25 protein-coding genes are annotated in these 26625 nt (G+C 50.5%); 10 read left to right on the top strand and 15 right to left on the bottom strand.

Features of this window, described 5'->3' with window-relative positions; translation table 11 throughout:
* Positions 1–94: 94 nt before the first annotated feature.
* From TSP01S_RS06340 to TSP01S_RS06330, 3 genes are read right to left on the bottom strand one after another with little or no spacing between them, the layout of a single operon-like run.
* Positions 95–1009: a D-alanine--D-alanine ligase family protein gene (locus TSP01S_RS06340; RefSeq protein ID WP_041077278.1), complete on the bottom strand. Its 915-nt coding sequence runs from the start codon at positions 1007–1009 to the stop codon at positions 95–97.
* Positions 987–2642: a cobalamin-dependent protein gene (locus TSP01S_RS06335; RefSeq protein ID WP_041077277.1), complete on the bottom strand. Its 1656-nt coding sequence runs from the start codon at positions 2640–2642 to the stop codon at positions 987–989. Before TSP01S_RS06335 ends, TSP01S_RS06340 begins: the two co-directional genes overlap by 23 nt.
* Entirely contained in the window at positions 2639–3721 is a 1083-nt protein-coding gene (locus TSP01S_RS06330; protein ID WP_041077276.1) for an NAD/NADP-dependent octopine/nopaline dehydrogenase family protein, read from the bottom strand. The genes TSP01S_RS06335 and TSP01S_RS06330 overlap by 4 nt, the downstream gene beginning before the upstream one ends.
* A gap of 144 nt (positions 3722–3865) precedes the next feature.
* Between TSP01S_RS06330 and TSP01S_RS10095 the strand changes: the two genes are divergently transcribed.
* From TSP01S_RS10095 to TSP01S_RS06310, 4 genes are all read left to right on the top strand, one after another.
* Positions 3866–4384, top strand: coding sequence for an NUDIX hydrolase (locus TSP01S_RS10095; protein WP_231848626.1), 519 nt, complete (start codon positions 3866–3868; stop codon positions 4382–4384).
* Positions 4347–5534, top strand: coding sequence for a dihydropteroate synthase (folP, locus tag TSP01S_RS06320; RefSeq protein WP_082021664.1), 1188 nt, complete (start codon positions 4347–4349; stop codon positions 5532–5534). The genes TSP01S_RS10095 and folP overlap by 38 nt, the downstream gene beginning before the upstream one ends.
* Before the next feature lie 106 nt (positions 5535–5640).
* Entirely contained in the window at positions 5641–7176 is a 1536-nt protein-coding gene (locus TSP01S_RS06315) for a glutathione ABC transporter substrate-binding protein (RefSeq protein ID WP_052463531.1), read from the top strand.
* 106 nt (positions 7177–7282) lie between these two features.
* Entirely contained in the window at positions 7283–7651 is a 369-nt protein-coding gene (locus tag TSP01S_RS06310; RefSeq protein WP_041077275.1) for a hypothetical protein, read from the top strand.
* Between the two features lie 6 nt (positions 7652–7657).
* Here the strand turns inward: TSP01S_RS06310 and TSP01S_RS06305 are convergent, their stop codons facing one another.
* The gene (locus TSP01S_RS06305) at positions 7658–8815 is read right to left on the bottom strand and encodes an EamA family transporter (RefSeq protein WP_070098361.1); all 1158 of its coding nucleotides are present in this window, start codon (positions 8813–8815) and stop codon (positions 7658–7660) included.
* 12 nt (positions 8816–8827) lie between these two features.
* Positions 8828–9586 (bottom strand): alpha/beta hydrolase, encoded by a 759-nt coding sequence (locus TSP01S_RS06300; RefSeq protein WP_041077274.1) that lies wholly within the window; start codon positions 9584–9586, stop codon positions 8828–8830.
* A 195-nt stretch (positions 9587–9781) separates the two neighbouring features.
* On the opposite strand from TSP01S_RS06300, the gene TSP01S_RS06295 reads away from it, so the two are divergent.
* The 5 genes from TSP01S_RS06295 to TSP01S_RS06275 are packed head-to-tail and all read left to right on the top strand — an operon-like array spanning position 9782 to position 14986.
* Entirely contained in the window at positions 9782–11056 is a 1275-nt protein-coding gene (locus tag TSP01S_RS06295) for an ABC transporter substrate-binding protein (RefSeq protein ID WP_041077273.1), read from the top strand.
* 59 nt (positions 11057–11115) lie between these two features.
* Positions 11116–11967 carry a carbohydrate ABC transporter permease gene (locus TSP01S_RS06290; RefSeq protein WP_041077272.1) on the top strand — a complete coding sequence of 284 codons (852 nt, stop codon included), beginning with the start codon at positions 11116–11118 and terminating at the stop codon, positions 11965–11967.
* 16 nt (positions 11968–11983) lie between these two features.
* The gene (locus tag TSP01S_RS06285; protein ID WP_041077271.1) at positions 11984–12796 is read left to right on the top strand and encodes a carbohydrate ABC transporter permease; all 813 of its coding nucleotides are present in this window, start codon (positions 11984–11986) and stop codon (positions 12794–12796) included.
* 2 nt (positions 12797–12798) lie between these two features.
* Positions 12799–14007, top strand: coding sequence for a Gfo/Idh/MocA family protein (locus tag TSP01S_RS06280; protein ID WP_041077270.1), 1209 nt, complete (start codon positions 12799–12801; stop codon positions 14005–14007).
* The gene (locus tag TSP01S_RS06275; RefSeq protein WP_041077269.1) at positions 13997–14986 is read left to right on the top strand and encodes a Gfo/Idh/MocA family protein; all 990 of its coding nucleotides are present in this window, start codon (positions 13997–13999) and stop codon (positions 14984–14986) included. Before TSP01S_RS06280 ends, TSP01S_RS06275 begins: the two co-directional genes overlap by 11 nt.
* On the opposite strand, the gene TSP01S_RS06270 is transcribed toward TSP01S_RS06275, so the two are convergent.
* The 6 genes from TSP01S_RS06270 to TSP01S_RS06245 all read right to left on the bottom strand — a co-directional run bounded on the left by TSP01S_RS06270 (position 14981) and on the right by TSP01S_RS06245 (position 21258).
* Complete coding sequence (locus tag TSP01S_RS06270) at positions 14981–16357, bottom strand: DUF4129 domain-containing protein (RefSeq protein ID WP_041077268.1); 1377 nt, start codon at positions 16355–16357, stop codon at positions 14981–14983. The genes TSP01S_RS06275 and TSP01S_RS06270 overlap by 6 nt on opposite strands.
* Entirely contained in the window at positions 16335–17615 is a 1281-nt protein-coding gene (locus TSP01S_RS06265) for a DUF58 domain-containing protein (protein ID WP_041077267.1), read from the bottom strand. Before TSP01S_RS06265 ends, TSP01S_RS06270 begins: the two co-directional genes overlap by 23 nt.
* The gene (locus TSP01S_RS06260; RefSeq protein ID WP_041077266.1) at positions 17612–18553 is read right to left on the bottom strand and encodes an AAA family ATPase; all 942 of its coding nucleotides are present in this window, start codon (positions 18551–18553) and stop codon (positions 17612–17614) included. The genes TSP01S_RS06265 and TSP01S_RS06260 overlap by 4 nt, the downstream gene beginning before the upstream one ends.
* Positions 18550–19200 carry a DUF6062 family protein gene (locus TSP01S_RS06255; RefSeq protein ID WP_041077265.1) on the bottom strand — a complete coding sequence of 217 codons (651 nt, stop codon included), beginning with the start codon at positions 19198–19200 and terminating at the stop codon, positions 18550–18552. Before TSP01S_RS06255 ends, TSP01S_RS06260 begins: the two co-directional genes overlap by 4 nt.
* 45 nt (positions 19201–19245) lie before the next feature.
* Complete coding sequence (locus TSP01S_RS06250) at positions 19246–20610, bottom strand: MATE family efflux transporter (protein ID WP_041077264.1); 1365 nt, start codon at positions 20608–20610, stop codon at positions 19246–19248.
* 84 nt (positions 20611–20694) lie between these two features.
* On the bottom strand, positions 20695–21258 hold the full coding sequence (locus tag TSP01S_RS06245) for a YkgJ family cysteine cluster protein (RefSeq protein ID WP_070098360.1): 564 nt from the start codon (positions 21256–21258) through the stop codon (positions 20695–20697).
* 110 nt (positions 21259–21368) lie between these two features.
* Between TSP01S_RS06245 and TSP01S_RS10090 the strand changes: the two genes are divergently transcribed.
* Positions 21369–21893 carry a GNAT family N-acetyltransferase gene (locus TSP01S_RS10090; RefSeq protein ID WP_144380643.1) on the top strand — a complete coding sequence of 175 codons (525 nt, stop codon included), beginning with the start codon at positions 21369–21371 and terminating at the stop codon, positions 21891–21893.
* 1866 nt (positions 21894–23759) lie between these two features.
* On the opposite strand, the gene TSP01S_RS06235 is transcribed toward TSP01S_RS10090, so the two are convergent.
* From TSP01S_RS06235 to TSP01S_RS06220, 4 genes are all read right to left on the bottom strand, one after another.
* A complete protein-coding gene (locus TSP01S_RS06235) occupies positions 23760–24122 on the bottom strand; it encodes a GNAT family N-acetyltransferase (RefSeq protein WP_171816808.1) in 363 nt (120 codons plus the stop codon).
* Positions 24123–24681: 559 nt separating this feature from the next.
* On the bottom strand, positions 24682–24882 hold the full coding sequence (locus TSP01S_RS06230; RefSeq protein ID WP_041077263.1) for a hypothetical protein: 201 nt from the start codon (positions 24880–24882) through the stop codon (positions 24682–24684).
* 297 nt (positions 24883–25179) lie between these two features.
* On the bottom strand, positions 25180–25959 hold the full coding sequence (locus tag TSP01S_RS06225) for a sensor histidine kinase (RefSeq protein ID WP_052463527.1): 780 nt from the start codon (positions 25957–25959) through the stop codon (positions 25180–25182).
* Positions 25937–26587 (bottom strand): response regulator transcription factor, encoded by a 651-nt coding sequence (locus TSP01S_RS06220; protein WP_041077262.1) that lies wholly within the window; start codon positions 26585–26587, stop codon positions 25937–25939. Before TSP01S_RS06220 ends, TSP01S_RS06225 begins: the two co-directional genes overlap by 23 nt.
* Between the last annotated feature and the right edge of the window lie 38 nt (positions 26588–26625).

Below are 26625 nucleotides of genomic sequence, written 5' to 3'. Positions count from 1 at the left end.
TAATGGAAGCGCTTCCACGAAGCGAACGCACCGTAAAAACACTCCGCGAGTGGCACTCGTGAGTGATGGGTATCGCGTGCTTCGTGGATCTCGTTCATTTGCCAGCTGATTTCACGGCATCGTTGAATATTTCGAGGATCAATTCTTCGTAGCTCAAACCTTCAGCCTGCGCCATCTTCACTATGTCCGAGTAATTTGGCGTCAACATGGGAAGGGAATTCACCTCGAGAAAATAAGGCTCGTTTCCTCTGACCCTCAGATCCATGCGGGCATAGTTTCTGAGGTTCAGGGCACGGAAGGCTTTCATCGCGTACCGTTCGATTTTCATTTTCAGATCCTCATCCATCTCTGCAGGGCAAACGTACCGCGTCTGTTCGCCGAAGAAGTGCTTAACCCTGTAAGAGTAGAACCGTTCAACGCCCTCTGGTAGAGTTGAAAAGTCGATCTCCAGTATCGGTAACACACGATTCGCGAGAATACCCACGCTGAATTCCCTACCATCTATGAACTCTTCCACGAGGGCTGGTTCCCTGAAGAGCGCATGCACCCGTTTCACAGCCTTTCTGAGTGCCTGTTCGTCTGTAACGACAGAGTCTGCATCGATTCCTCTCGCGCTACCCTGCCTGGTCGGTTTGACTATGGCAGGAAAGAAATCGATCGATGCCGGCTCCTCTCCTGGCTGAAAGATTGCAAACTTTGGTGTGGGTATGCCGTGATGTTGTAGAACGATCTTGGTGATCACCTTGTCCGTGCAGAGGGCGTGCACCAGGGCAGAAGATCCGGTGTATGGTATCTTCAAAACATCGAGTATCGCTGGAACGTGCATTTGAAGGTGCGATGTGGAGAGGTTGAACACCGCTTCGAAGGACCTGACGCGCTCGACAAAATCATCAGCGAAGGGGATTTTCTCAACATCGTGCACCCTTGACAGAGCTTCACACACAGCCTCTATCATTCTTTTTCGCTCATCGTCAAGGTTATCGAGATCATAAACGACAGCCACTCTCATCTTCGCAAACCTCCTCGAGCAACTTTTTCAGCCTGTCTCTTTCGCTGACCAAGTTTCCTTTTTCGTCGACACACCTGCACTGTCCATCGATCAGAGCTGTCTTCACACCGCCCTTAGCCACTGAGAAACCTTTCAGAGCTGGAGCGTCCAAGATTCCAGTTCTAACCGCCTCGAAGAGAATTTCTGGCCTGAGCAGATCTTCATCCTCACCATTACCGAGGGATTTGATCGCTTCGATTATCTGCAATGCCTCCTCTTCGATTCTTTCCTTCTCACCCCTCACCCACGGATCTGCCAGAGGATCAACGCATCCTCTTAGCGCCACGTTTATGGCCCTCCTTGCTATCCTCGCGCTCTCTATGATCTCCTTCGCTGTGGCCCTCTTCGTGGATTCGCAGTACGCTACCACGTGAACGATGTGCGGTTCGAGCGCCATGCCGTAGAACATGGATATACCGATTTGCCCCATCGCCGCGTTGTGATCTGCGGGCATCGACATCAGTCCCGTTCTTATCATCCGGTAAACTTTGAAGTTGTCGTCGGCAAGACTTTCTACCAGTTCTCTCTTCGCGATCATCTTCGCCAGATCGGCCCTCGGTGAAATCCCAGAAGGTGTCTCCAGCATGAACTGTTGCACGTACTCTCTCACCCCAAGCCGTTTTGCAACGAATGTGGCAAGATACGCTGTGGCAACCTCGACTGCGTCGTGCGCCAGCCTCAGAGCCCACTGATGGGAATCCGTGACTTCGACAGGGACATCGTTTTCAGCGTTCCAACGAATCGCCTCCATGTTCTCTTTTATGGCTTCTAACAGTGGCCTGTTCGAGCGCCTGTCGAGATCGCTGTACCACATGATCGGTATTGCAGCCCACGAGTTGTTGATGGTTTCTTTCAAGAGTTTCGAGAACTCGACCATGTGCGTTGTGCCTGCGTAGCACCTGACAAGCGGATAGTTTCCCCTCCTGCTGGCCTCGTACAGTCTCACAAAATCTTCCCTCGTTCTTATTGGCGCCCCTCCGGCGCCATCTTGCTTTGGATCCATCTTCTCTGGTTCAAAAAAGAATTGCTGACAGTTCTGATCCGGTGCGATCGATATCACATCGAGGAGCTGCGATTCTGCCATTTTCTTTATCTCCTCGATGGTCCCTTCGAGCGTTTGCAAACCAATGTGATGCCGTATCAGGGGAAAAGGACTTTTGAACTTGATCCTCTCACCCAGTCTCTGTGGGAACACTTCCTGCTTCTGCAGCTTTCTCGCTTCACCCCTCAAGAACATAACAATTTCGTCCAGTTCCTCACTCCCGTCGAAAGCTTTCTTTATGAAACTGAATTTTCTTGCCACTTCAGCTGTTTCCACCGTTCCACCGAATATGTAAGTTTTATCCAGCAGGCCTCGCACTTTTAACGAGTCTTCCAGCGTTTCGAGCAGATTCCGCAGTGCCTCCGCACCCAACCTGTAACTCATCGCCACCACGTCCGGTTGGTGTTTTTCGATCTCTTCCACGAGCTTCTCCACCGGGATGGCAGAACCTAAGTACAATGTTTCATAACCGTTCTGCTTCGCCAGATTGAGAAAGTTGAGCAAACCGACGTTGTGAACGCAACTACCAATTGAAGCACCGATCATTTTCATTGCCATCCCTCCTCCATGACACGTTTAACTTCGTCAACGCTCTTGCCATCAAGGTGAAGTCTTTCGAAGTTTCTACCCTCTTTGAAGAAGTCGATACCCATCATGATGGATGCCAGTCTCACGATGGAATCTATCGTGGGCGTTTCAACGTTGACCAACCTGCCGAAGGCCGAGATCGGAACGAGACTGGTCGGAACGTCCTCCAGGATGTACCTGTTTTCCAAGCTTGTGGGTGCCTGAATGCCCCTGTAACCTTCGTTGTTGTGAATGGCTTCGTAAAGATCTCTACCTTTCACATCGTACGCGTAAGAGAGCCATTGTACTGCCGTCATCGGTTCGATCCCAAATCTTCTCGCGACCGTACACCTCTCTTCATCGATGGTTTCAAGAACTTTCGCCACCGACGGACTTATGCCTTCGAAGTAGAATTCGAACTTTCCAAACGTGGTTTCTACCCAGCCCGCGTTCAAGATGATCGTTGCCGGATGAAAAACGGCTCCAATGTTGTTGAAACTCGTGTGGAGCGTACTCGGGGCGATCTCGAATTCTGGCATCACTTTCAGAAGTGTCTCCTCAAGATCCTTATTTCTCGACGCGGGCAAAGCTGCCACGGGTACGGCGTTTTTGATCCTGAAGATGCGCACCACTCCGGGGTTGGACATGCGTGAAGCGAAGACGAACGTCTGAGCCTCCGCGACCACCACGTCTTTTTTCACACCTTTCTCTTTAAGAACGTTGACGAACTCCAGGGCTCCCGCAGTCCTGCCGGGATTCAACACGACGATCTGTCCATCCTCAAGCAACGGAGCCAGCTTCTCGGCTATTTCTCTGTGCGCGTTGGCCGGAACAACAACCATGAGAAGCTTTCTTCCTTTGACCGCTTCCGCGAGGTTTGTAGTGGCGAAAGAAACCTGAGCTGTGGCATTGACCTCCCCTTCGAGCTTGATCTTCCTCGTTTTCATGATGGGTAAGATCCTTCTCTCAGACCTGTTGAACAGGGAAACATCGAAGCCTTTTAATGCAAGGTAACCTGCGAGTGCTTGTCCGCCATTACCTGCGCCGATCACACAGATCTTCATGCACGTCACCTCCGTGTCAAATTCATTACAATCTTAACACCAAAAACCACCCGCGTCAAGTTCTTAATCCGATAAATTGAACATAATTAGAGGATAATAACGGAAACCTTGCTATAATCAATGCGGTGAGACAGATTGACGTCAGTGGTTGCCGTTCCAATCGTTTTCATCGATGAAGAACCGTACCTTGTCTTCATACGCAGATCGCGCAGACTGAGCAGGCACGCGAACCAGATCGCTTTTCCTGGAGGCATAGTCGAAAACGAAGAAACGCTGACCGAAGCCATGTTTCGTGAACTCGAAGAAGAGATAGGTGTATCGAGAAACAGCTGCAAGTTCTTAGGTGAGCTGTCTTCAACCGTCACAGGTAAATCGAACCTTTTCGTGCAAGCGTTTTTAGTTGTGATAGAAAGCCCACACTTCAAGCTGAACACGTTCGAAGTCCAGGATCTTTACTTCGTCGCACTGTCTCAGCTCAAAGAAACCGGATGCGAAGAAGTGACCTTCCCGGATGGTCGAAAGACGTGCAGGTTCGTGATCGATGATCTGGTCATATGGGGTGCCACGGCGAGGATCGTGAAAGATTCGCTGAGAAAAATAGAACGGCTATTGGAGGGTTGCAGGAATGAGTTTTCTGGTGACGAGAGTGACGAACCCGATTGAACACCTTTCGAGAGTTGGGGTCGATCCGGCCTCGATACCCATCTTCCAGAACAAGGGCGAATTCGTCAGCCTGTTGATCTACGACGTTCCGGTGATCAGCGCGAACGTGATCAAGCAGGAGATGCTCGCCGCGGGAGGAGATGCCGCGGTCCACAGACATTCGATCACGCAGAAAGTGGACTCGACCAACGTTCTAACGATGGGAACCCTCGCACAGCACAGAAAACTTGTCGAAAAACTCTCCATGATGCATTACTGGAAACTGGACGAGATAGCTCGAGACATAGAGTACTGTCTTTTCGAGGAGGGAACACGCCAGATAGAGCTGCCATCCGGTCGGAAGATGAGTTTTGAAAGACCGCTGATCATGGGTATCGTGAACGTCACTCCCGACTCTTTCTATGCAGCGAGCCGGGTCGAGAAAGACAGATTGCTCGACCGAGTCGCGAGAATGGTGGAAGAAGGTGCCGACATCATCGACATCGGTGGTGAGTCGACCAGGCCCGGTTCGGAAAGGGTCAGATTGGAAGAGGAACTCAACAGGGTTGTTCCGGCTGTCGAGCTCGTCAAGAAGAATTTCGACGTCATCGTTTCTGTGGACACGTACAAGGCGAAGGTTGCCGAGGAAGCGATCAAAGCAGGCGCGGAAATCGTCAACGATGTGAGCGCGCTGAGGTTCGATCCCATGATGATCGAAGTCCTCAAGCAATACAAACCTGGCATCGTTTTGATGCACATGAAAGGTGAACCCAAGACCATGCAGGAGAATCCGTATTACGAAGATGTCGTGAGAGAGATTCTCTACTTCCTCAAAGAGAGGATCGAGAAGGTCAGAGAGATTGGACTACAGGACAGGGTCATCATCGATCCTGGCATAGGGTTTGGGAAAAGGCTTGTGGACAACCTCGAGATAATAAAACGCCTCTCTGAGTTCAAGAGTCTGAAAAAACCCCTTCTGGTGGGGGCTTCAAGGAAATCTTTCATTGGCCAGGTCCTGGACAACGCACCTCCCGAAGAAAGGTTGTACGGCACACTCGCCGTGACGGCCTACTGTGTTCTGAACGGTGCCGATATAGTCAGAGTACACGACGTCAAAGAAAACGCGCACGTTGTGAGGTTGATCGAAGCGATTCGACGAGCTGGCCAGTGAAACGGCAAAGTTCAAAGTCAGCCTTAGACAGATTAACAACATGAAACCTGCTCAGATGAGGCTGTGGTGGTAAAATAATGCCAAACTCGCGTGGGAGGTGCATATCGTGAAGAAACTTCTGCTCGTTCTCGTTCTTCTGGTCTCTGCACTGTCGTTCTGTGCAAAGTACGGTGGAATAGCTCGCTACGTCATGGGAGCCGATGCAGTATCGTTGCTTCCGGCCAACCAGACAGACAACATCAGCGGAACCGTGTGCCGCCACATCTTCGATGGTCTTGTGGAATTCGATGAGAAGCTGAACATCACCCCCGCCCTGGCTGAGAAATGGGAGATTTCGGAAGATGGCTTAGAGTACACGTTCTATCTGCGGAAAGGTGTCAAGTTCCACGACGGAGCTGATTTCAACGCGCAGGCAGTGAAGAAGTATTACGATTACGTGCTGAACAATTCCCTCAGAAGGACTGGCCTGTTCAAAGGCATCGTCAAGGAAATCGTCGTTGTCGATGATTACACTGTCAAATTCATCCTCGAGAAACCTTATTCGCCCTTCCTGAACAGGCTCGCACACGAAGCAGCCCTGATAGTCTCTCCGAAGGCCATCGACGCTTACGGTAGCGATCCTGCGAAACTCGGCAGGAACCCGGTCGGAACCGGCCCGTTCATGCTCAAGGAATGGAAGATCGGAGAGAGGATAGAACTCGTCAAGAACCCGAACTACTGGAGGGAAGGCCAGCCGTATCTCGATGGCATCGTGTTCACGATCGTTCCGGAAGACGTAACGAGGGTCACGCAGCTGAGGGCCGGTGATGCGGACGTCATGTTCAACCCCCCACCAGCACTCGTTCCGGTGCTGCAGAAGGATGAAAGGCTTGTTGTGAGGGTTGAACCGAGTTTGAGGGTGATCTACATAGGTTTCAATCTGAGAAAACCACCTTTGAACGATGTCAGGGTCAGACAGGCGCTCAACTACGCGATCGATAAGCAAAAGCTCTGCGCCACAATCATGAGAAACCTCGCGATTCCTTCCGATTCACCGCTCGCAAAATATACTTTTGGTTACTATTCGACGGGAGGTTATCCGTACGACCCGGCGAAGGCGAAACAGTTACTGAAAGAAGCGGGTTACGAGAACCTCAAGCTGGAACTGTTGACGCCCAAAGGAAGGTATCTGAACGATTACGAAGTCGCCGTGGCAGTTCAGGGTATGCTGAAAGAGGTCGGCGTAACGGTCGATGTGAAACCGATGGAGTGGGCAAGCTACATAAACAAGCTGTTCTCAAGCAACCCAGCGGACTGGGATTACGAACTGTTCCTACTTGGTTGGGCGCCTTCAACGGGTGAAGGGCACTGGGTCCTGTACCCGCTGTTCCATTCGGACAACATCAATCCTAACGGTACGGGCGATAACAACACCTTCTACAGTAATCCGAAGGTCGATGAACTCATAGACAGGATCGCCCAAGAACAGAACAAAGAGAAGCTCCTGCAGTACTACGCGGAAGTGCAGAAAATGATCGTACAGGATGCACCGTGGATCTTCCTCTACAACATGACGAACATCGTTGCCCACAGGAAAGAACTGAAAAACGTCTGGCTCCTGCCAACAGAGTTCGTCATCCTCAAGTACGCCTGGTTCGAATGAAATAAGGTGCGGCGTGTGGCCGCACCTTTTTTTGAAAAATCCAGTGTGCTGAAAATACACAACCACTGCCCAGACGGTAGTAAAATCGACACTGGGAGGAATGTATGTGAAAATTTTCGTTTCAGCTTTTCTGAGTGTGACGACACTTTTGATTCTGCTCACCGGTTGCATGCAAACGTCCGAACCACCCATTTATCCAGTTGAGATCGTATTGAAACTGGTTGAAGCCAAGGCGTTGCCCGGTGGAGATGAGATCACTCAGGTGACCGTAGCGCTGAGTAAAGGAAGCGAACAGGTTTACGAGAATACTTTTGAACGATTGCCTGAACAAATCAAGCTCTACATAAGCCCTGGAACTTACACCATCACCGTGATCGTCGATTCATCCCAGGGAAAATTCATCGGGGTCACCACCACTGAGCTCGTTCCGGGGGAAAACGTGGTAACCATCGGGCTTCAACCAGTGCAGGAATGAGGCGCATCAGAGCCATTCTCGTCTTTTTCTCATCACAGTCACAAGATACAGTACCTTCCCTGAAGGTTGAAGCACGGCTTCGATCGATCCATTGCTTATTTTGATCCTTCCGTTCTTCTGCATGAACGCACGCGAACTCTTCGATTCGAGCAGTTCTTTCAACTCTTCAAAGCTCACGTTTCGTTCGATCATCCTTTCGTACGCGTGCGGGGTGAGCAACAGATCTTTTCTCAGCAACGCAACGTGAATAGCACTGTTGATATCTTCTTCCAAAGTTTTTTCAGCATCTTCCTGCATAGCATCGACTTTCTTTTCACGGTTTCTGTAAGCCATCACGAGCAGAGAGACCAGAACTATCACTACACCGAGGATTTGCTGCAGGCCTAGTCTTTCGTTCCGAAACAGCACACCCGCCAGACAGGCGACGACCGTCGTCAGGTTCGAAAAAAGGCTCACAAGGATCGATGGTGCCTGTTTCACCATGTAGGTGTGCAGAAAAAACGCCACGGCGGAAGAGAGTACGCCGAGATACAGCGCCGCCGAGATGGTGTGAACGTTGAGAACGAGTCTGAACTCACCGCTCAGTTTGCTCACAATGGTGAAGAAGACAAATCCTGAGATCATCATCGAAAAACTGATCTCGTGCGGTTCGAACTCTCTCGACAGTTTCCTCGCGAGGATCGTGTAAAGGGCTGCGGAAACCATCGCAATCAACATCGAGACCTTGCCAAGGAGAGCTTCTTTCGTGAGATTGAAACCCACTATCAACACGCTTCCTATAAAACTGCTCAGTAGCAACACGTAGTGGTACCGATCACCTTTTTCTTTCAGCAGAAAGATGGCAAGCACGTTCACAAGAATCGGTATCAGGGCAACGATCATACCCGCCTCGGACGCGTTGATCCTTTGAAGGCCTATCGTTTCGAAAAGGAAATACAGGATGGGCTGGAAGACGATCAATTTCCACAGTTTCCAGTATGGCTTTTTCCCAAGCCTTATCGCTCTGGAAAGCAGAAGAAAAAGAAAAAAGAGGCTCGCGACGAAGAAACGGTAAGAAAGGAAGGTCAGGGGTTTCACGTAATCGAGCGCGTTCTTTGTGAAGAGAAAGGAAAATCCGAAGATGAGCGAGACGCAGACGCCCGCCAGGACCACCTTCCAGCTCACAGGATCACTCCCTCAGGATATCAACCAGTTCACGATTGCTTCTGCCACTGCTTCTTTTTCAACGTCGTTCGTGAGAACGTGGCCAGATTTTTCGAAGATCAAAAGCTTCCTCCTCTCAGACTGCACGTTGTTGTATATGAACTGCGCGGCTTCGAGAGGTACGAGCTCGTCGTTACGTGCAGCGATCACGAGCGTATCGGAAACGATCTGCTTCACTGCTTTTCTTGACATCCTGATGAGTTTGTACAGCTCCGCAGCCTGTTTTGGCCATTCGTAGGACCAGTATTCTCTGTTGAGAAATTCCATATCTGGATCTTCGAGTGGTTGCACGTTCTGTTTTGGAATTCTGTCTTTGAACAATCCAACGAGCCACGCGAGTTTTATCCGGTTACTGCGCGTGTGGGTCGCTGCAGCCAGCGTGATCAGTTTCCTTGGCTTCAGCACAGAGGCTAAAATGATCGCTATCACACCACCCATCGACAAACCTGCGATGTGTACCTCCCTGCAGATCGCTTTCAGATCGTAGTACGCGTCGAACGCTCTACGGAGCCAATCGCGTGCGTCACTGGTCAAAAAATCTTCCCCGCACGTGCCGTGCCCGGGTAAGCGCGGCACAGACACGGTGAAGCCCGCTTCGTGAACTTTCTCAGCCACGTAGGTAAAGTCGTGCGGAGAACCTGTAAAGCCGTGAACGAACAGCACCCCCACTTCTCCACCCTTGAGGAAGATGGGTAACGAACTGCCGACAGTCTTACAATCAACGAATCTCATCTCTTCACCCCCGTCACAGGATTTTACTTCAACGCTGTTGATGAACACAAGCAATAAAAATTTTTTGTTGAACGATGAGATGCCTTGTTCCAAGGTGAGGCTCACTATCTGTTAAATGTTGTGAAAGTGACTTGAAACGTCGTGGGGGCTTTGATAAAATTTTTACGGATCTTTTACCAAGAGGAGGGGTGCGAAGTGAAGTGGGTTAAGTGGGTCCTTCTGCTCGCCATGCTGTTGAGCATCAGCGTGATGGCCAGCAAGATCAAGCTGGTCGTGTGGTGCGGAGGCGGTACAGAGAGGGAAGGCCTTGAAGCAGCCATCGCGGAATACAAGAAGCAAAATCCAGACGTAGACTTCGAGCTTGTCGATGTTCCGTACGCGCAGTACGAGCAAAAGGTGAGACTCGGTATCATGAGCGGTGATCTGCCGGATCTCGTCACCATAACCTATCCGTACGCTCCTGGTTACATGCAGTACATGATCGACCTCAGACCTTATATCCAGAAGTATCTCGGAATCACACCGGAGAAGTACCTGGACGCAATGTACGATGTTGCTGCTGTGAGAATCGTCGATACCAACGGTGAGATCAGGTACGTGCCGTTGCACTTCACGATGCAGTGTCTCTGGGTGAATGCGGACTATTTCAAGAAAGCGCAGGTTCCTTTCCCGCCCTTCGGTGGCAGATCTGATCCGTGGACCTGGGAAGAGTTCGTCGAGGTGCTGAGAAAAGTGAAGCAAGCGAACAATCTACCTTACGCCATGTCCATGCAGAGAACTGCCGAAAGGTTGTTCAACTACCTCGGAATCAGAGGTGTGAAAATCCTCGACGAGAATTTGGATTTCACACTGGACAAAGATCCAAGAGCCAAAAAGGTGCTCGAAGAATTCGTGAACTTGTTCAAAGAAAACCTCATGGTTCCCGCAGAATGGATCGCCGCACAGGATCCCAACATGGCCTTCACGGGTGGCTTGACTGCGGTGCTCTGGGCCGGAAGCTGGAGCACGCTCGATCTGCTCAAGGCTGAAAAGAATTTCGTACCTGCATACCTGCCGAAGGATGTTGAGTGGCTGAGCTGTGAGGGTGGCCGCTTCTTCGGCGCCTTCAAGACGGGTAAGAAAGACAGAGAGGAAGCCGCCGCCAAGTTCGCGCTCTGGGTTGGCTGGAAAAACCTCGGTTACGATATCTATCTGAAGAAGACTTACCACATGTCTGCATACGAAGAACACGAAGTGGACTACGATAGGGAGATCATGAAACAAGTCCAGGCTGTTTGTGGAAGACTCGCAGAGGTGACGCCCAACTGGGTTGTCACGGTACGCAACTCCACGATCTATTCGAGACTACAGACACCGATCGTGAACCAGATCTCGGCCGTCATAGCTGGACAGATCAGTCTCGACGAAGCCATAAAGAATCTCAGGAAAGAGTACGATAAGCTCGTCGCCGAGCTGGGTGGCAAGAAATGAAGTTTCGGGGGTGCCGTCTGGCACCCCCTTCGATACTGTGAAAATCGGGGAGGAATGGCATGAAAAGACTGATCAACAGTCGATTCATTTTTGCGATACCTGCTTTAGTCTTTCTGTTCATATTCGTCCTGCTTCCGATTTTCAGCATCTTCGTGATGAGCTTTTTCAGCTGGGACTTGCTCAACCCGCCGAAGTTCGCAGGCTGGTCAAACTTCGCCAGATTGCTCGAAGACAAATGGTTCTGGAATTCCATATGGGTTTCAATAAAACTCTTGATCATGACGGTTCCGCTGTGCTTCTTCATTCCCCTCGCGCTGGCGGTGTGTCTGTACAGGGAGACCACTTCTTCTAAGATTTTGAGAGCGTTTTTCTATTGGCCCTACATGATGCCAGCAGTCGCAGGTACGACGATGTTCAAATGGCTCCTGTCGTACGATCTTGGCTTGCTCAACTACATCCTGAAATCCCTCGGATTCAGTCCCGTTGCTTGGTTACTCAAGCCAACCCCGGCACTGTTTGCGATCTCGCTGCTGCGAACCTGGGGTATGACGGGCCTTTTGATGATGATGTTCATCACAGGACTGCAGTCAGTGCCTGAAGAGTTTCACGAAGCTGCGAGAGTCGACGGCGCGAACAGATGGCAGACGTTTTGGTACGTAACGTTCCCACTTCTGAAGAACACGAACCTGTTGGTTTTGACGACAGCCATCGCCCACGTCTTCAGAGATTTCGCTGGTGTCTACGTCTTGACGGGTGGAGGACCCGGTTACTCGACGATGGTCACGCCACTGTATATTTACAGCACGGCGTTCACCCAGTGGCGAATAGGCTACGCCTACGCCATGTCTGTCGTGTTCCTGTTGATTTCCTTCGTGATCGCAGTCTTCACGCTTCGTGCACGTGAGCGCTGAGCCGGGAGGGAAAACGATGGCCAAGTACATAAAGTGGTTGTTTCTGATCGTCATGCTCTTTCTCTACATGCTTCCGGTTTACTATTCGATCGCCTCTTCGTTCAAGAGTCTGAAAGAGATATATTCGTACCCACCGACCATCTTCCCGAAAAATCCGACGCTTCAAGGTTACAGGGAAGCGCTTCAAAAACAGGATATGATCACATACCTGAGGAACACACTGTTTGTCGCATCGATCGCAACGGTCATAACCGTTTTGATCTGTGTCATGGGTGGCTACGGACTGGCGAAAGGTACGTTCATCGGCAAACTCGCCCTCAACAGGCTCGTGGTTTTGACACTCTTCGTGACGGCTCAGGTCATCATGGTGCCGCTGTTTGTCATCATCAGGAGGTTGGGGTTGATCAACAACCTCTGGGGTTTGATCCTGCCAGCCGTGTACACACCCACGGGTATGTTCACGGCGATTCAGTACATGAAGGATATACCGGACGAGTTTCTCGAAAGCGCGAAGATCGACGGCGCCAGCGAATGGACCATATTCTGGAAGATCGTGTTTCCGCTCTCCAAACCACTCGTCGCAGCGCTGGCGATTTTCTCTTTCACTTGGAGATGGAACGACTTCGTGCTTCCTTTGCTGGTGGTTAACAGAAGGAGTCTTTACACCCTCCAGCTCGCACTCGCCGTGATCCAGGGAGAATACGGTGGAGTACCTTGGAACACGATTCTCGCTTTCTCAACGATGACCATCATCCCGACACTGATCATATTCTTACTGTTCCAGAGATTCTTCATGCGTGGTATCACCGCGGGAGGCTTGAAGTACTGAACATGGAACCGATCAGAGTCGCACTCGTGGGCGCGGGTGGTTATGGAAAGAAATACGCCGAGCATCTGCTCGCGTACGGAAAAGGACACGGAACCGAACTGATCGCGGTCATAGATCCCTTCGTCCAGAAGAGTGAAATCTACCAGGAACTGGTGAGCCAGAAGATCGCCATTTTTGATGACCTGGCCCAGTTTTATTCTGACTCCTTTGCTGATCTCGTTGTGATCTCCACACCGATCCATCTACACTGCGAGCAAACCTGCGAAGCACTCCAACACGGTAGTCACGTGCTGTGTGAAAAGCCTGCGGCGGCGACGGTTCACGAAATCAGGAAGATGATCGAATTTCGAGACGAATTCAGACGCGTGGTGGCGATCGGTTTTCAGTGGTGCCACGATGAGACGGTTCAGAAACTCAAAGAAGACGTCCTCTCAGGCAAGTTCGGAAGGGCTGTGAAGTTCAAAAGCCTGGTTTTATGGCCCAGAGACACCGCATACTACAGAAGATCCTCCTGGGCCGGAAAGATCAAGCTCGATGGCAAGTGGGTGCTCGACAGCGTCGCATCAAACGCAACGGCACATTTTCTACATTTCATGATGTTCCTGCTCGGTTCGAACATGCTGGAGAGTGCGTTTCCGGAAGCAGTTCAAGCTGAGCTGTACAGGGCGAACGAGATCGAGAGCTTCGATACCTGCGCGATGAGAATCGAGGCGAAAGGCACCGAAATCCTCTTCTTCGCATCTCATGCCGTTAAGAACAGGATAGGTCCTATCTTCGAACTACAGTTTGAAAAGGCACGATTGGTCTTCAACCATCCGCGCTTTCCAGAGAGCGCGAACAGATTTGTCCTCGTTCGTGGGACAGGTCTATACGAGCCGTATGGAGCTGTGGACCATTCAAGCATGAAAAAGCTCTGGGACGTTGTCTCGATCCTGAAGGGTGAAGAGAGAATTTACTGCACGCTCGAGTCCGCATTGAGCCTGACTGCTACGATCAATTGTGCGCATCTGTCTTCGGCCATCCGCGATTTTCCACAGAATTTGAAGAAATCCGAAGGCGAGCCAGTTCTGATCTGGGTGGATGGTCTCGAAGAACGATTGAAAGAGTGCTTCGATTCTGAAAAGCTTCCCAGTGAACTGGGTTTCTCCTGGGCCACGGAGGCAAAGAGAGTTACGCAGGTTGAGTGCGAGGTGTTCGAGCTTGAAACTTAGAGTTTGTATCGTAGGTGGTAGCGGGCACTACGGCTACGTGCTGGAATCTCTGAGTGAAGAGTTCGAGATCGTTGCGGTCTCGCCTGGAGTTGTTGGAGAAAATCTCACACCGCTTCTTTCGAAGCTCAGGCAGGCCCGTATAGAACCCCGTCTGTACGAAGATTACAGACAGATGCTGAAATCTGAAAGACCAGACGTGGTGGTGATAAACACACACTTCTACACGAACGGAAAGATCCTTCTGCAGGCGTTACAGATGGGAATACACGCCTTCGTGGAAAAGCCGATAGCCACAAACCTTGAAGATCTTCACCAGATAGAGAAGATCTATTCAGAAGTGAAGCATGAGGTTTTCTTCGCAGCGATGTTTGGCCTCAGGTACAAGCCGTGGTTTTTGACCGCCAAGAGTTTGGTCGATTCCAACGCTGTGGGAGAAATAAGGCTGATCCATGCTCAGAAGTCGTACAAGCTTGGCGAAAGGCCGGAATTTTTCAAGAAGCGTGAAACGTTCGGTGGAACCCTGGCATGGGTCGGAATACACGCGATAGACTGGATTCACTGGATGTCCAACAAACGGTTCGTGAGTGTGTACGGCCTTCATTCCCGTAAAGCCAACAGAAACCACGGTGATCTCGAAGTCAGTGGTGCGTGCCTGTTTGAGCTCGAACAGGAGGTCATCGCTACACTGACGGTGGACTACCTCCGTCCTCTTGGTGCCGAAACCCACGACGATGACAGACTCAGGATAGTCGGAACCAAAGGAATTCTGGAAGTGAGAGATCGAAGTGTGTTACTCACCGATGAAGATGGCACCCGTATCGTGCAGAATCAGGAACAAGGTTACATATTCAAAGATTTCCTGAACCACGTGCTCGGCAGGGGACGATGCATGGTCACGGCGGAACAATCCATCTACGCAACGTACGTGGCGTTGAAGGCGAGAGAAGCCGCAGACGAGCACAGGATCGTTACTTTATGAGGGAACGTCGCCTTCTCGATGCGAAGATCTCTTCTCCTCGAGCCAGCGAGAAGTTGCGAGAAAGTGTTCGTAGAATTCCTCAATCTGCGCATCGGTCAGGTTCCTGTTGCCGTAACGCAGCATCACGTACATGCGCGTGAGCTCGCCGAAAGGTTCGAAGTCACCCGCAAGTCTCAAAACTTCGTAGGGTGTTAAGTGGTTCAGCCTGGCAAAGAATTTGTTCCTCAACCACCAGTAAGCCTCAATGACCGAGCGCTGTGAACGATCGAACTGGAAAGGTTCTTCGCTTTTAACATCCTGTTCCGTCGCCGTCTTGCCCGGTTCGCCGAGTTTGATCGGTACCGCCGATTGCTTTGAAACGTAGACCGTCATGTACACCAGAAATGCCGAAGCGAGGATCAGCAGGATCAGCGAGGACCAGTTCAAAAAATCGATCAATCCACGCACATTGCTCCTCGTTTCGGTCACGGTTGCGGGTGCAGATTCGACGAATTCGAACCTCGCTTGACCCATTTCTGTCTCTGTTGCAGTGGTCTCCGGGCTCGTCTGCACCAGTTCGAACTTCGGCTTCACGAGTGAGAATATGAAAGACAGAACTGACAGGGTCAGACCGAAGATCAGTACGCCCATCAGGAAGAGCAAGATCGTTCCTTTCAACTTGAACAGCTTCAAGCTCAGCGTCAACAGAAACACTCCAAAGAGCAACAGTACGATCGGAAAGAACACCTTTTCTAAGACCAGCTCGAAGCTTCGAGAAGATCTTTCAGCTTTCTGTGAGCTTTCTGGCGCCATGCTTCCCAGAGGCTTCAGCTGAACGATCTGTTGCTTTTCTTCCGATTCCTTTGCTGGTAATCGTTTCAGCGCCCAGGCGACGATCGAGAAGTTGAAGTTCGACAAAACGATCGCACACAGCAAGGAGACAGCCACGAAAGCCATCAACATCTTCTTTTCAATGCGAACCCTCAACCAGAGAACGACAAGCAAGGTGAAAACGAACAGAAATGCAGCCTGCAACCTTCCAACGTGCGAAGAAAAGTTCAGCGAGACACCAAGCACGACGAGCCACAACCAGCTCGACATGCCCTGCGATCTCAACACGTTCAACACGGCAACGATACAGAGGCTGGTGAGAAAAGCCTGTAGCACATTGTTCGTGACCACATAGAGCAAAATCCAGCTCGCGAAGAAGAACGGCACGGACAGCAACTGAATCGAGCAGCCCGGTCTGTAGCTCAACAGCAAACTGAGAAACAACACCACGCCTGGCAGAAGCACGTACAGCCAAGAGGGTCTTCCCTGGCCGATGAGCAGCAGTGATAGCATCGAGGCGATGAAACTGACGAGCCAGTCAGTGAACTTCGTCGATTTCATAGAAAACCTCCTGCAGGGTCTGACTCGGTTTGATGATCCTCACGATCACCTGTTCTTGCTCCAGCAATTTGGCCTTCTCTCTGAGTCTGATCATGTCCAATGGGTACATCTCGTACGTTCTCGTGGGCCTGTAGCGTGGATCTCTGTAGCCGTAAGGCAACAGAAACACCAAAACCCTTGCGCATCGCGCCCTCGCCTCGAGTATCACGGGCAGGATCGAATCAGTCAGATACATCGAAAGGATCACCACGGTCGAGGTGAGCGTCAGTTTGGGTATCTGCGAGTACAGCACGTCCGAAAGTTGGGGGCCATCGTCGGTGCCTTCAGACAGTGCGAGCAACTCCACGGCGCGCACCCATCCATCCTGTGAAGCCCAGTCCATCTCGAGCACTTCTTTTCCCACAACGGTCATTTTTATCACATCGTTTCCCTGAGAGAGCCAGTACAGGATGGCCGTGGCTGCATGCACGGCTTCTTCTTCGTAACTGGTTCGGAACTGTGCCCAGACGTTCTTTGCAAAGATTTCCTTAGCCATGTTCAGATCCAGAAAGACAAAGGTTCTACTCGTGGCCGTGTGCTCGTATTCTTTGACAAGCAATTTTCCGAACTTCGCGGATGCCTTCCAGTGCACCTTTTTTATTGGATCGTTCGAATACCCCCTGAGACCCCGAATCCGCAACGGATCCTCAAAGAGTTCGAAGTCGGATCGTCTGCCGGGCAGAGGTTCTCTCAAACGGGCTGGAAAGAACTCCAGATACATCAATCTCGGCAACACGAGCACTTCCTGAGGACTGTTGAACTGCGCCCAGATCTTGAACAAGCCCAGGGGATGTTCGTAATAACACAAAAGATCTTTCAGGATTTTCCTCCCCCTGGTTGGAAAAGAAGTCCTCACGTCTATTCGAAACGGTTCAGGACCAACGTGGGTTTCCCTCTCGAACAGGTTGTACGTCAGCGACCTTCCCACTTCGATCTGTCCCAGCAACGTGGTCTTCAAACGCTTCGATGGAGACACGACGGCGTGTTGAAACCAGACTTCCTCGTTGGTGAAGACCCTCTGCGTTGAAAGGTGCCTTTCAACCTCAAGCTGTGAAAGTGCCCTTTTCGTATCCAGAAAGTGCAACCATAAAAAGCCACAGAGTACAACGAACGTCACGCTGAACACGCTCGCGCTGAAAATTAGCCAGATCAGTGCCGACACAGAAAGAACGATGAGCGGTTGAACGTCGAAGTTGATCGACCTGAGCTCGAGTTTCACGCCTTGATCGGTGCCTCCTCGGTGTTCAGGATCTCCTGGATGATGTCAAATTTCGTTTTGCGCATCAACCTGGCTTCCGGCTTGAGTATGAGCCTGTGCGCGAGCACATCGATCGCGATGTTTTTGACATCGTCCGGGAGCACGAAGTCTCTGCCCTCCATGGCCGCCAGGGTCCTGGAGAGGTGAACGAGCGCGATGCTCGCCCTCGGGCTGGCTCCAAGCGCCACATCGGGATGGCTCCTCGTCCTCATCACGATCCTGACAACGTAATCCATGATGGAATCGTCCACGTACACGTCTTTGACGAGTTCCTTCATGGTGCTCAGTTCTTTTGGATCGCAGACCGGTTCGAGTGATTCTATCGGGTGCGATCTCTGCAACCTCTTCAGCAGTTCGATTTCCTGCTCTTTTGTGACGTATCCAAGGCTGACACAGATCGCGAACCTGTCGAGCTGCGCCTCAGGCAGAGGAAACGTGCCTTCGAATTCAACGGGATTCTGCGTCGCCACAACGAAGAAGTGCTCGCTCAGCTGGTACGTCACACCGTCTAAGCTGACCTGTTTCTCTGCCATGGCCTGAAGCAGGGCAGACTGCGTTCTGGGTGTAGCCCTGTTTATCTCATCCACGAGAAGGATATCCGTGAAGATGGGGCCCTTCTTGAAACTGAACTGTGCGGTTCTGGGATCGAGCACGTTGAAGCCCGTCACATCGGAAGGTGTCAGGTCCGGGGTGCACTGTATTCTGGTGAAATTCAAACCGAGCGTTATCGCGAACGCTCTCGCTAACATGGTCTTTCCAACTCCAGGCACGTCGTTGATGAGCACGTGGGCGGAACTCAAAAACGTCGCCAGCATTTTCTTGATGATGTCGTCTTTACCCACGATCACGCGTGAAACGTTTTTGAGCACGCGTTCAGCAAAGCTCGCAACCTGGTTCATCGTGAACGCCTCCAATGATGAAAGTTCTTGGCCATGAGAATTCCGGCCGCCTTTCGCGCCTGAATTTCCTCTGGTGTGAAACCTTCTGTGTTTCTGTAATCGTGCTTGCTCACGAACGAGTTCAGCAGTCCAGCCACACGTTTGAACTTGGAAAGCTGTGTTTCTTTCAGAACGGTTACGGAAGGGTCTTTGACCTTCGCGGCGATGAAAGCGTAATGATCGAAGCAGAGTAGGGCTTCGGACAGTCTGTATGGCTCCAGCAGCTGGTCTATGTTCCTCACAAAGGCCTTCAGGTACATCGCTTCGAACGACTTCTCTTTCTCACAGAGAAAACAACCCCACTCGCGTTCGACTTTAAAGTTGTGCGCCATCGACTCAATCAGATGATCCAGCATGTCTGCGTATATGATGGCCAGACCCATGGACCCGAGCTCCAGATGTCTGCTCAAGTACGACTCGATCCTTTCAACGTGTCGCCGGCACAAACCCTCAGAGCGGAGCTGCGATCGAACAGCAACGTCGTTCACCAGTTCGTACAGAAGATTGTCGACGCAGGAATCCAACGCTCTATCGACGAGGGAACATATGGGGCATGAGAAACGAGACTCAACGATCGCATCCTTCAAACTGATCTCAACTAATCCCATTCATTCCACCTGGAAAGACTCTCATAGTTTGCCAGACGAATTATATCAGATCACCCGCTGCTGCTTCCATTTGCCCTTGAAGAAGACAACAGTGGCGTAAGAAAGCTCTGCCAGTTCGGCGACAAGGGAAGAGAACCACAGGAAACTGGTTGGCAACCTCATAACGACCGCAACGAGGATCGCGTACGGAACCTGAACGAGCCACCTTCCGACGATACCGGAATACATCGCCGCTTTCGTGTAACCGGCTCCGAAGAATGCACTCATCAGGGAAATGGAAAATCCCGCAATCAGAACTGCCCACGAAACAATTCTCATCGCGAAGAGTCCCTCACGAACAACGGCTGGATCTTTCGTGAACAGTTCGATCACAATCCTTGGAGAAACATTCGCAAGAACAACGAAAACAGAGACGAAGATTCCGCTGTAGATCGCGGCCAGCAGAACGGTTCTTTCCGCCCTGTCAGTTTTGTTGGCACCAAGGCACTGGCCGACTATCGCGCTCGCTCCCATCGAAAAACCCATGAGCGGCACGTAGGCGAGTCCTCCAACGCGGTCCATGATACCTATGGTTGCCAATACAGCGGAACCATACATGCCGAAAAGTTTCATCATGACCATGCCCGAAAGACTCCTCAACAGCATCTCGATGGCGCTGGGAATTCCTATCGTCAAAAGCTTCCTGTCTATACTCCAATCCAGCCTGAACAGGCCAGGAAGGCTTATCCTGACAACTCCGTGGCCTCGAAAAAGGACCACCAAACCCCACACGAAGACCACGGATGAAGAGAGTACGGTCGCGATCGCCGCACCTTCCACACCGAGATTGAAACCTCTCACGTTGATTCCGGGTACTCGCTCGAACATGAACACTGGATCGAGGATCATGTTCAGAACAGCGCCAACCGCCATCATGAGGTTCGGAAGCCTGGACTCGCCGGTGGTCCTGAAAGCCGCGTACACGGAGTAAGTCGCAAAAAAGACGGGCATGAAGAAAATTCTCCAGTAACCGTAATCGAGAGCCGCGACGATGACTCCTTCGTCCTTGCTGAAAAAAGCTATCAATGGTTTTAGAAAAACGAACAGCATGGCAGAAGCGATTATCGCAACGAAGATCTTGAAGACTATAGTTTGCTCTATGGTGCGGTTCACACGCTCGTAGGCTTTGGCACCGTAGGCCTGAGAGATCATCGATACCGAGCCGGTACCTATGATCTCGTTGAGTACGGAGACCAGCCAGAAGATGGAGGAAAACAGAGCCACACCTGCGATTGCTTGTGATGAGATCTTCCCAACCCAGAACATATCGACGAAGTCGTAAAGGACCTGAACTGCGAATCCTCCCATGGTGGGCAGTGCCATGTAGAGTAGATTCTTGCGCAGACTACCTTCGGTCAGATCCCGCGACATACAGGAAAGCCCCTTTCGGCACGGTGGCCACGTGCACTGCATTGATCTTAATAATTATAATTGGAAAATGTGAGATGGTGAAGATCAACTCGCGAGCGGGATGGAAGGATATCCCGTCGGTAACGCCCTCATACCAACGTACTCGAGGGCTTTCCTGAAGGCAGTGTTGATGTCGTATTTCGTCGTCGCGAGGTAGAAGTCTATGTCGTAGAGTCTGTCGAAATAGTGCTGTGCGTCCACAAGCTGATCGAGCTTTTGCGATAAACTTTCTTTCAGAAAACTGCAGGAAAGTATCTCTATATTCTTCCTTTTGAGATAACTCGCTGAAAAGAGGCGGCACACGAGGGGCCTGTAGCTGTGGAAAAGACAGCCACCTTCAGCCTTGATGGATTCGTCCACCAGCAGTGCACACCTGTCGGCTGGCGTCAAGTGCTGGGCCTTTTCGAACCAGAAGTCGAACTGGTTCGTTTCGATCAGATGCAATGCGAGTGGTATGAATTCCAGAATCGTGGCTTCGATGTTGTACGCTTCCGTCTCGCAACAGCGCCTGCAACCGTTACAGTTGACCTGAAGTTTTTCATGCAGAAGTTCGAGTTCTTCGTAGATGCTCAAAACATGCGATGCGATAGATACCAACCGCTGAAGCATCTCACACACCGATACTTTGTTTAGCAAAGGCTTTTGACATGAACGTTATTCGGAAGCGAAGATGTGTTTCAGTCATCTTTCAAGAGTGAGGTGAAACGTGCGTGGAGGTCGTGCGGCTGAAGAAAGAGGACTGGAAAAGCTTCGAACTGAAGTATCGCTGGGAAACGTTCTATTTCTACAAAGTCGAGGTCTTCGAAGACGAGGACGGCTGGACAGTAAAAGTGAAAAGGTCAAGCAACAACGAAAAGATCGTCAAGTCCTTCTCTGAGTATCTCTACAGGCCGTGGATGGAAGAGTGCGAACTCTATGGCGTTCAGGTTGATGGAAAGATAATAGCCTGGATGAGTGTTGGGTACGAACGCTGGTGCAACAGGTTGAGGATCTTCGAACTGTACGTGCTCGAAGAATACAGAGGAAAGGGAGCCGGATCCATGTTGATTAACAAAGCCAAAGAGCTGGCGAAGGAGAGGAAGGTGCGAGCGATCGTTCTTGACACGCACAACAGCAACTACGCTGCGATCGAATTCTACCGAAAACACGGATTCTCGCTGAACGGATTCGACCTGACCCAGTACCACAACGACGACGTGTCCAGGAACGAGGTCAGGATCGATCTGGTGTATACATTAGAATGAATATGCCCTAATGTCATCTTCTAATGCTCGTCTTTGAGTCAGTCGTAAATTCAATACGTATAGCAATGCATTAATCCTATGATGTTGTGGTGCCTGACAAAGATGTCCATATGTTTTTACTAGTCTGCATTAACTACTAGTATACCCTGCCTATGTGCGGGAGGGAATCTTTTGCCAACCAGATCGTTCTGTGCATTCCAGGGCTCAAGCGAGGATGATTCCACGATAGGCTGGCAACGTGCCAAACAGCGGTTGAGTGAAACGCCACCTGCACGCGGATTGACAAATTACAAGTACAGCTACAGTCCAGGACCTGCTGGCTTTAATCGGCAGAGCATACGACTTACACACCGTGGAGAATATGAGAGAGCGAACGCGGGCTCTCCCCCACGGGTGGTGATGCAGTTGTGTTCTGTTATCAGGTTCGATGAATGCAATATAATGTACCTTATATTGCACCCATTGGACCCTCTCCCTGTGAGCCACGCTTCAACCTTTCTTTGCATCACAAGCATCGTCGTTTCCCTCGTTCTGAACCGACTGCGTCGACACATTCAGACACGCTCACCACTTACGAGTTCACCGTGACCACGAATCGTTCTGCGTCCAGGTGCCGTACATTTGTTGGGCTTATATAAACTCAATATGATGTTTTAAGCCGAAACAGCGATTCACATTCTATTGTTTGCGTCATGTTTCAAGTGGATCCTTACAAATATCATTGTTACGTACAATGCGGTGTGCATCACATATGTGTTAGCTTATTTGTACTTAAAAATATCTTTTCCTCACACAAGTTTGAGACCTACTCCGGTAAAACTCTCAAGCATGACGGCACACCTTCGTTATTCACACCGGCACCGCTCGATGCACGCCATTTCACTCGTCCAAGACGACTTGTGGTTGCTTTAAAGCTTTCACGTCGTTCTACTGAATAGAGTGAACACGGTTCGATCGCTCGATACTAAGTATTTCTTGTCACTCTAACGTAGCTGTCGCCGTTGCCATGCCGAGCATTCGCACACCTACACAGTCGGGCTGGTGGAACGTGCTCTGCAAACGAGGCAGCTCGTCCGACTCTCGCATTTTTATGAGCTGAGATCGCTAAGCGCGGTAAATGTCTGCACCGTAGGCTCAATCTCTTGAGAGACTCAGCACAGTGCGATTTCTGAAGGACCATCGATAACCATCGGCAGAACGCACGCGCTCGATGGAAAACGAAAATATCGACACCTCAGATGGATTGCGGAAGCGAACGATACCAGCGTACCGAGTGAACGGCAGTATTCAGAGAATACAGTTCCACCGACCGACAATCTTTCGTGGGTGTGTCTCTGGAGGCAGAAGTCGACACATCAACTCCCGCGCGGGTGATCTCATTTCCTGTGCCAAGCATTTCGAAGCACAGCATGGCAAGCTGCGATGAAGGAAATATTTCGGGTCAATTTCTCAAGCGTAACCACAAGAACACACTTCTTGAAACTACAAAAGATCATGCTCGTCGATGCATCTCTCGCTAAAGTTGAGCAATGCCATGTTGGATCAATTCAATGTGAGAAGCTGAGCGGGTCACGCACCCTCACAGTTTGGTGCCTTTCGTTTCCCTTCCATCTATTCTTTGACGAATTTCAGCAAACGCAGACAGTTGACGTGAACCATAATACCGCGTTATACTGGCCAAAATGAAAGTTTGCGATCTTCTACTTTCTCGCTGCGCAGTTGCTTATCTTTGCTTCCCAAGCTCGTCAATCTTTCATGATCCAGAGACACCTTCATGCCATCGCCAACTTCCCAACACTTTCGCGACGAGAAAACCCTCGTTCACGTTTATGCGCCGATCTCAGCGAATCTTCTCACGATCCATCACTATTCATCTTCTAGCCTGTAAACCATGTCAATTCTGACCTCGTTTTGTTCTGCATCATCGTTGCGATGAGCTGTCGTGTCACATCCGTTGAGCTTGAATCCTTGCTTTTTGTAGAATTGGATCGCACCAAAGTTGTTCATCTCCAGCACGATTGCGCGACAACCCTTTTGCTTGGCAACCTGCTTGGCTTTATCCAAGAGCAACTGGCCCACACCCTTTCTACGATATTGCTCAAGCACCAGAAGTTCATGAATCCTGAGCCTGTCGTTCCAGCCCTCCATGCCCAGCGTCATCCAGCCAACAAATTTACCGTCAACCTCAACTGAAATATCTGAACACCACCGTTGCTCTCCTCCATCCACTGTTCCCAGAGTGGTTTCTGGTAATCTTTTACGATCGGTTTGTCACTTCTTTCGACTCTAAACTCAACGGTCCATCCGTCTTTTGTTTCTCTGATGTCGACTCTGTAGAACCTGTCGCTGGTCCATCTAAAGTGCAGTTTGAGGTCTCTCCGGTCTTCCTTGGTTCAGTTCAACAACTCTCGTGCACCACACTTCCACATTGGGAAATCAAAAATTCCGGAATCCGGCACGCACTCATGGTAAACAGCGACGAACGCACCGCGCCGACTTTTGTGAGCCATCAAATATGCCTGCATCGTGGGCGAGAAGATTGTCATATGCAAGTTTGTTCTTTGTCTTCAGTCACCTTTCTATCTGAGCGTCGCCAGAGCACAAAAAGAAATTCTGCAAACATTCGTGGTTCAATCTACGCTGAATCGAAAATGAGCATGAAATCCATAAAAGCTGTCTTCAATCTCTACATGAATCGATGGGTGCGGTGCGAAAATCAAGCAGAGACATGCGTGTTTCGAACACCTTCAAGTTCAAATTCAGCGGTCCGTGTTCGTCACATCAGCCTTCATTTTTGCATACCTTTAGCTTTCCTTCTACCGAGCCAGTAGAAGAGCACCGCGAGTGCGAAACACATGATCGAACTCATGGGAGTGAAACTGCAGTGTGCGTAGTATCCAATGAGGCACGGCTTGCTCGCTTTGGCAGGTATCAACGTCCAGACGCCGAGAACCACAAAGATGGTGAAAAGTAACCAGTGCCGCTTCATTCACTCACCCCCCTCGGCAACGCGGTGGACCACAGGACGATCAGGCACTATGCAATCCAACAGAGATCTTTACTGTCCATTTTATCACGCTCGAATCGCGAAGGGCATAAACAATTCTGTACGATCAACAAGGTCACGAAAGATAAAAAGTCCCATACCAACAGGCCCACACAGTCAAAGATGGGACCGCCACCGATCCTCAGACCTTTCCTGCTGGTAACTAAAGCCCCATTACTGCGAAACTACACAAAGCTCTGCGCAGCAGACTCTTTCAACATTCACAAAGATCGCAAAAGTTCACAGGTTGTCTTCTTCCACGCCAACCAGTTCCAGGAAAACGGTAGTTCCAACGTTTAGGCGCGAATGTATGGCCCACGTGACGTTCAATCTTCTGAGAATATGCTTGACAATCGCGAGACCAAGACCGGCTCCGGAAACTCCCCTGACGTTCTTTGCCCTGTAGAAACGAGCCGTGACGTTCTTCAATTCCTGTTCGGGTATGCCGAGTCCCTCATCCTGAATCACGAGCAATCGGTTCGATCTCGTGATCTTAACGATACCTCCCTCTTTTGAATACTTCACCGCGTTGGAAACCAGGTTCCTCAACACTATTTTCAACGCTTCCTCATCGGCTTCAACCCTCACGTTCGTTCCTTCCATCGAAATGGCGACTCTTTTCTGTGCCGCTCTCTGTTCGTACTCGTGGACTATCTCCCTCAAAATTCCTTCCAGATCGATCTTTCTCAAGAATGGCTCGTAATTGTCTTGCTCGATCTTCGAGAGCAATATGAGCTGCTCGAGGATGCGGTGCATTCTCAGCAAATGTTTTTCTATTTTGAGCAAATGCTCCTGCACCATTTCCCCCTCTTTGGCGAGCTCCAAAAGCCCTATAGCTGCGCTGAGCGGTGAAAACAGCTCGTGGGCAACCGCGTTCACGAAGAATACCTTTGAATCTGAGAGCACCTGCTTTTCACTGGAGGGATCGCCTGAGGAAGGGTAGAAGATCAAACTTCTGGGTGTGATGAGGAGAACGGGCCTGTATCTCTGAACCAGTTCATCCCAGTTTGTAACCGACACCCCTTACGGTCACCAGCCTTTCTTTCCCGATCTTCTTTCTGAGTGTACTGATGTAAACATCGACTATGCGTTCGTTCCGTTCAGAACCGCGCCAGACTCTGTCCAGTATCTCCGACCTTGTGAACACCTTCTTCGGATTTTCAAAGAAAAGGAGCATTATATCGAATTCTTTGCCAGAAAGCTCTACGACCTCATCGTTCACCAACAGAGTCCTTTCATGCAAGATCAGCTTCATGTCCTTGTGAGCGAGTACTTTCTCGTAGCTGCCGCGACGCCGCAGAACCGCCCTGACTCTGGCCACGAGTTCTCTCGGGTTGAACGGCTTCGTCATGTAATCATCTGCACCCAGCTCCAGGCCGAGTATCTTGTTTCTGTCTTCGCGTAGCGCCGTCAGCACGATTATGAACGTTTCCGGGCAGACCAACTTGATCGAGGGGATTTCGTCCATCGCGTCTCCGTCCGGTAAAAGTAGATCGAGCACGATCACATCGAAGCAACCTTTTTCTATTTCTTCGTACATCTCCTGAAGAGTTTTCGCCGTTCGAACTTCGTGCGAATCCATCATCAGATACTTACTCACCACGTCCAGTATGTCTTCCTCATCTTCCACAACCAGCACGCGCGCCACGCGGTTGATCCCTCCTGTTCAGATAATGCCACGGTTGT

The sequence above is a fragment of the Thermotoga caldifontis AZM44c09 genome, from assembly GCF_000828655.1.
GTDB classification, from domain to species: Bacteria; Thermotogota; Thermotogae; order Thermotogales; family DSM-5069; genus Pseudothermotoga_A; species Pseudothermotoga_A caldifontis.
Note: the sequence above shows the minus strand (reverse complement) of the source record. Positions and strands in the feature narration are given on the sequence as shown.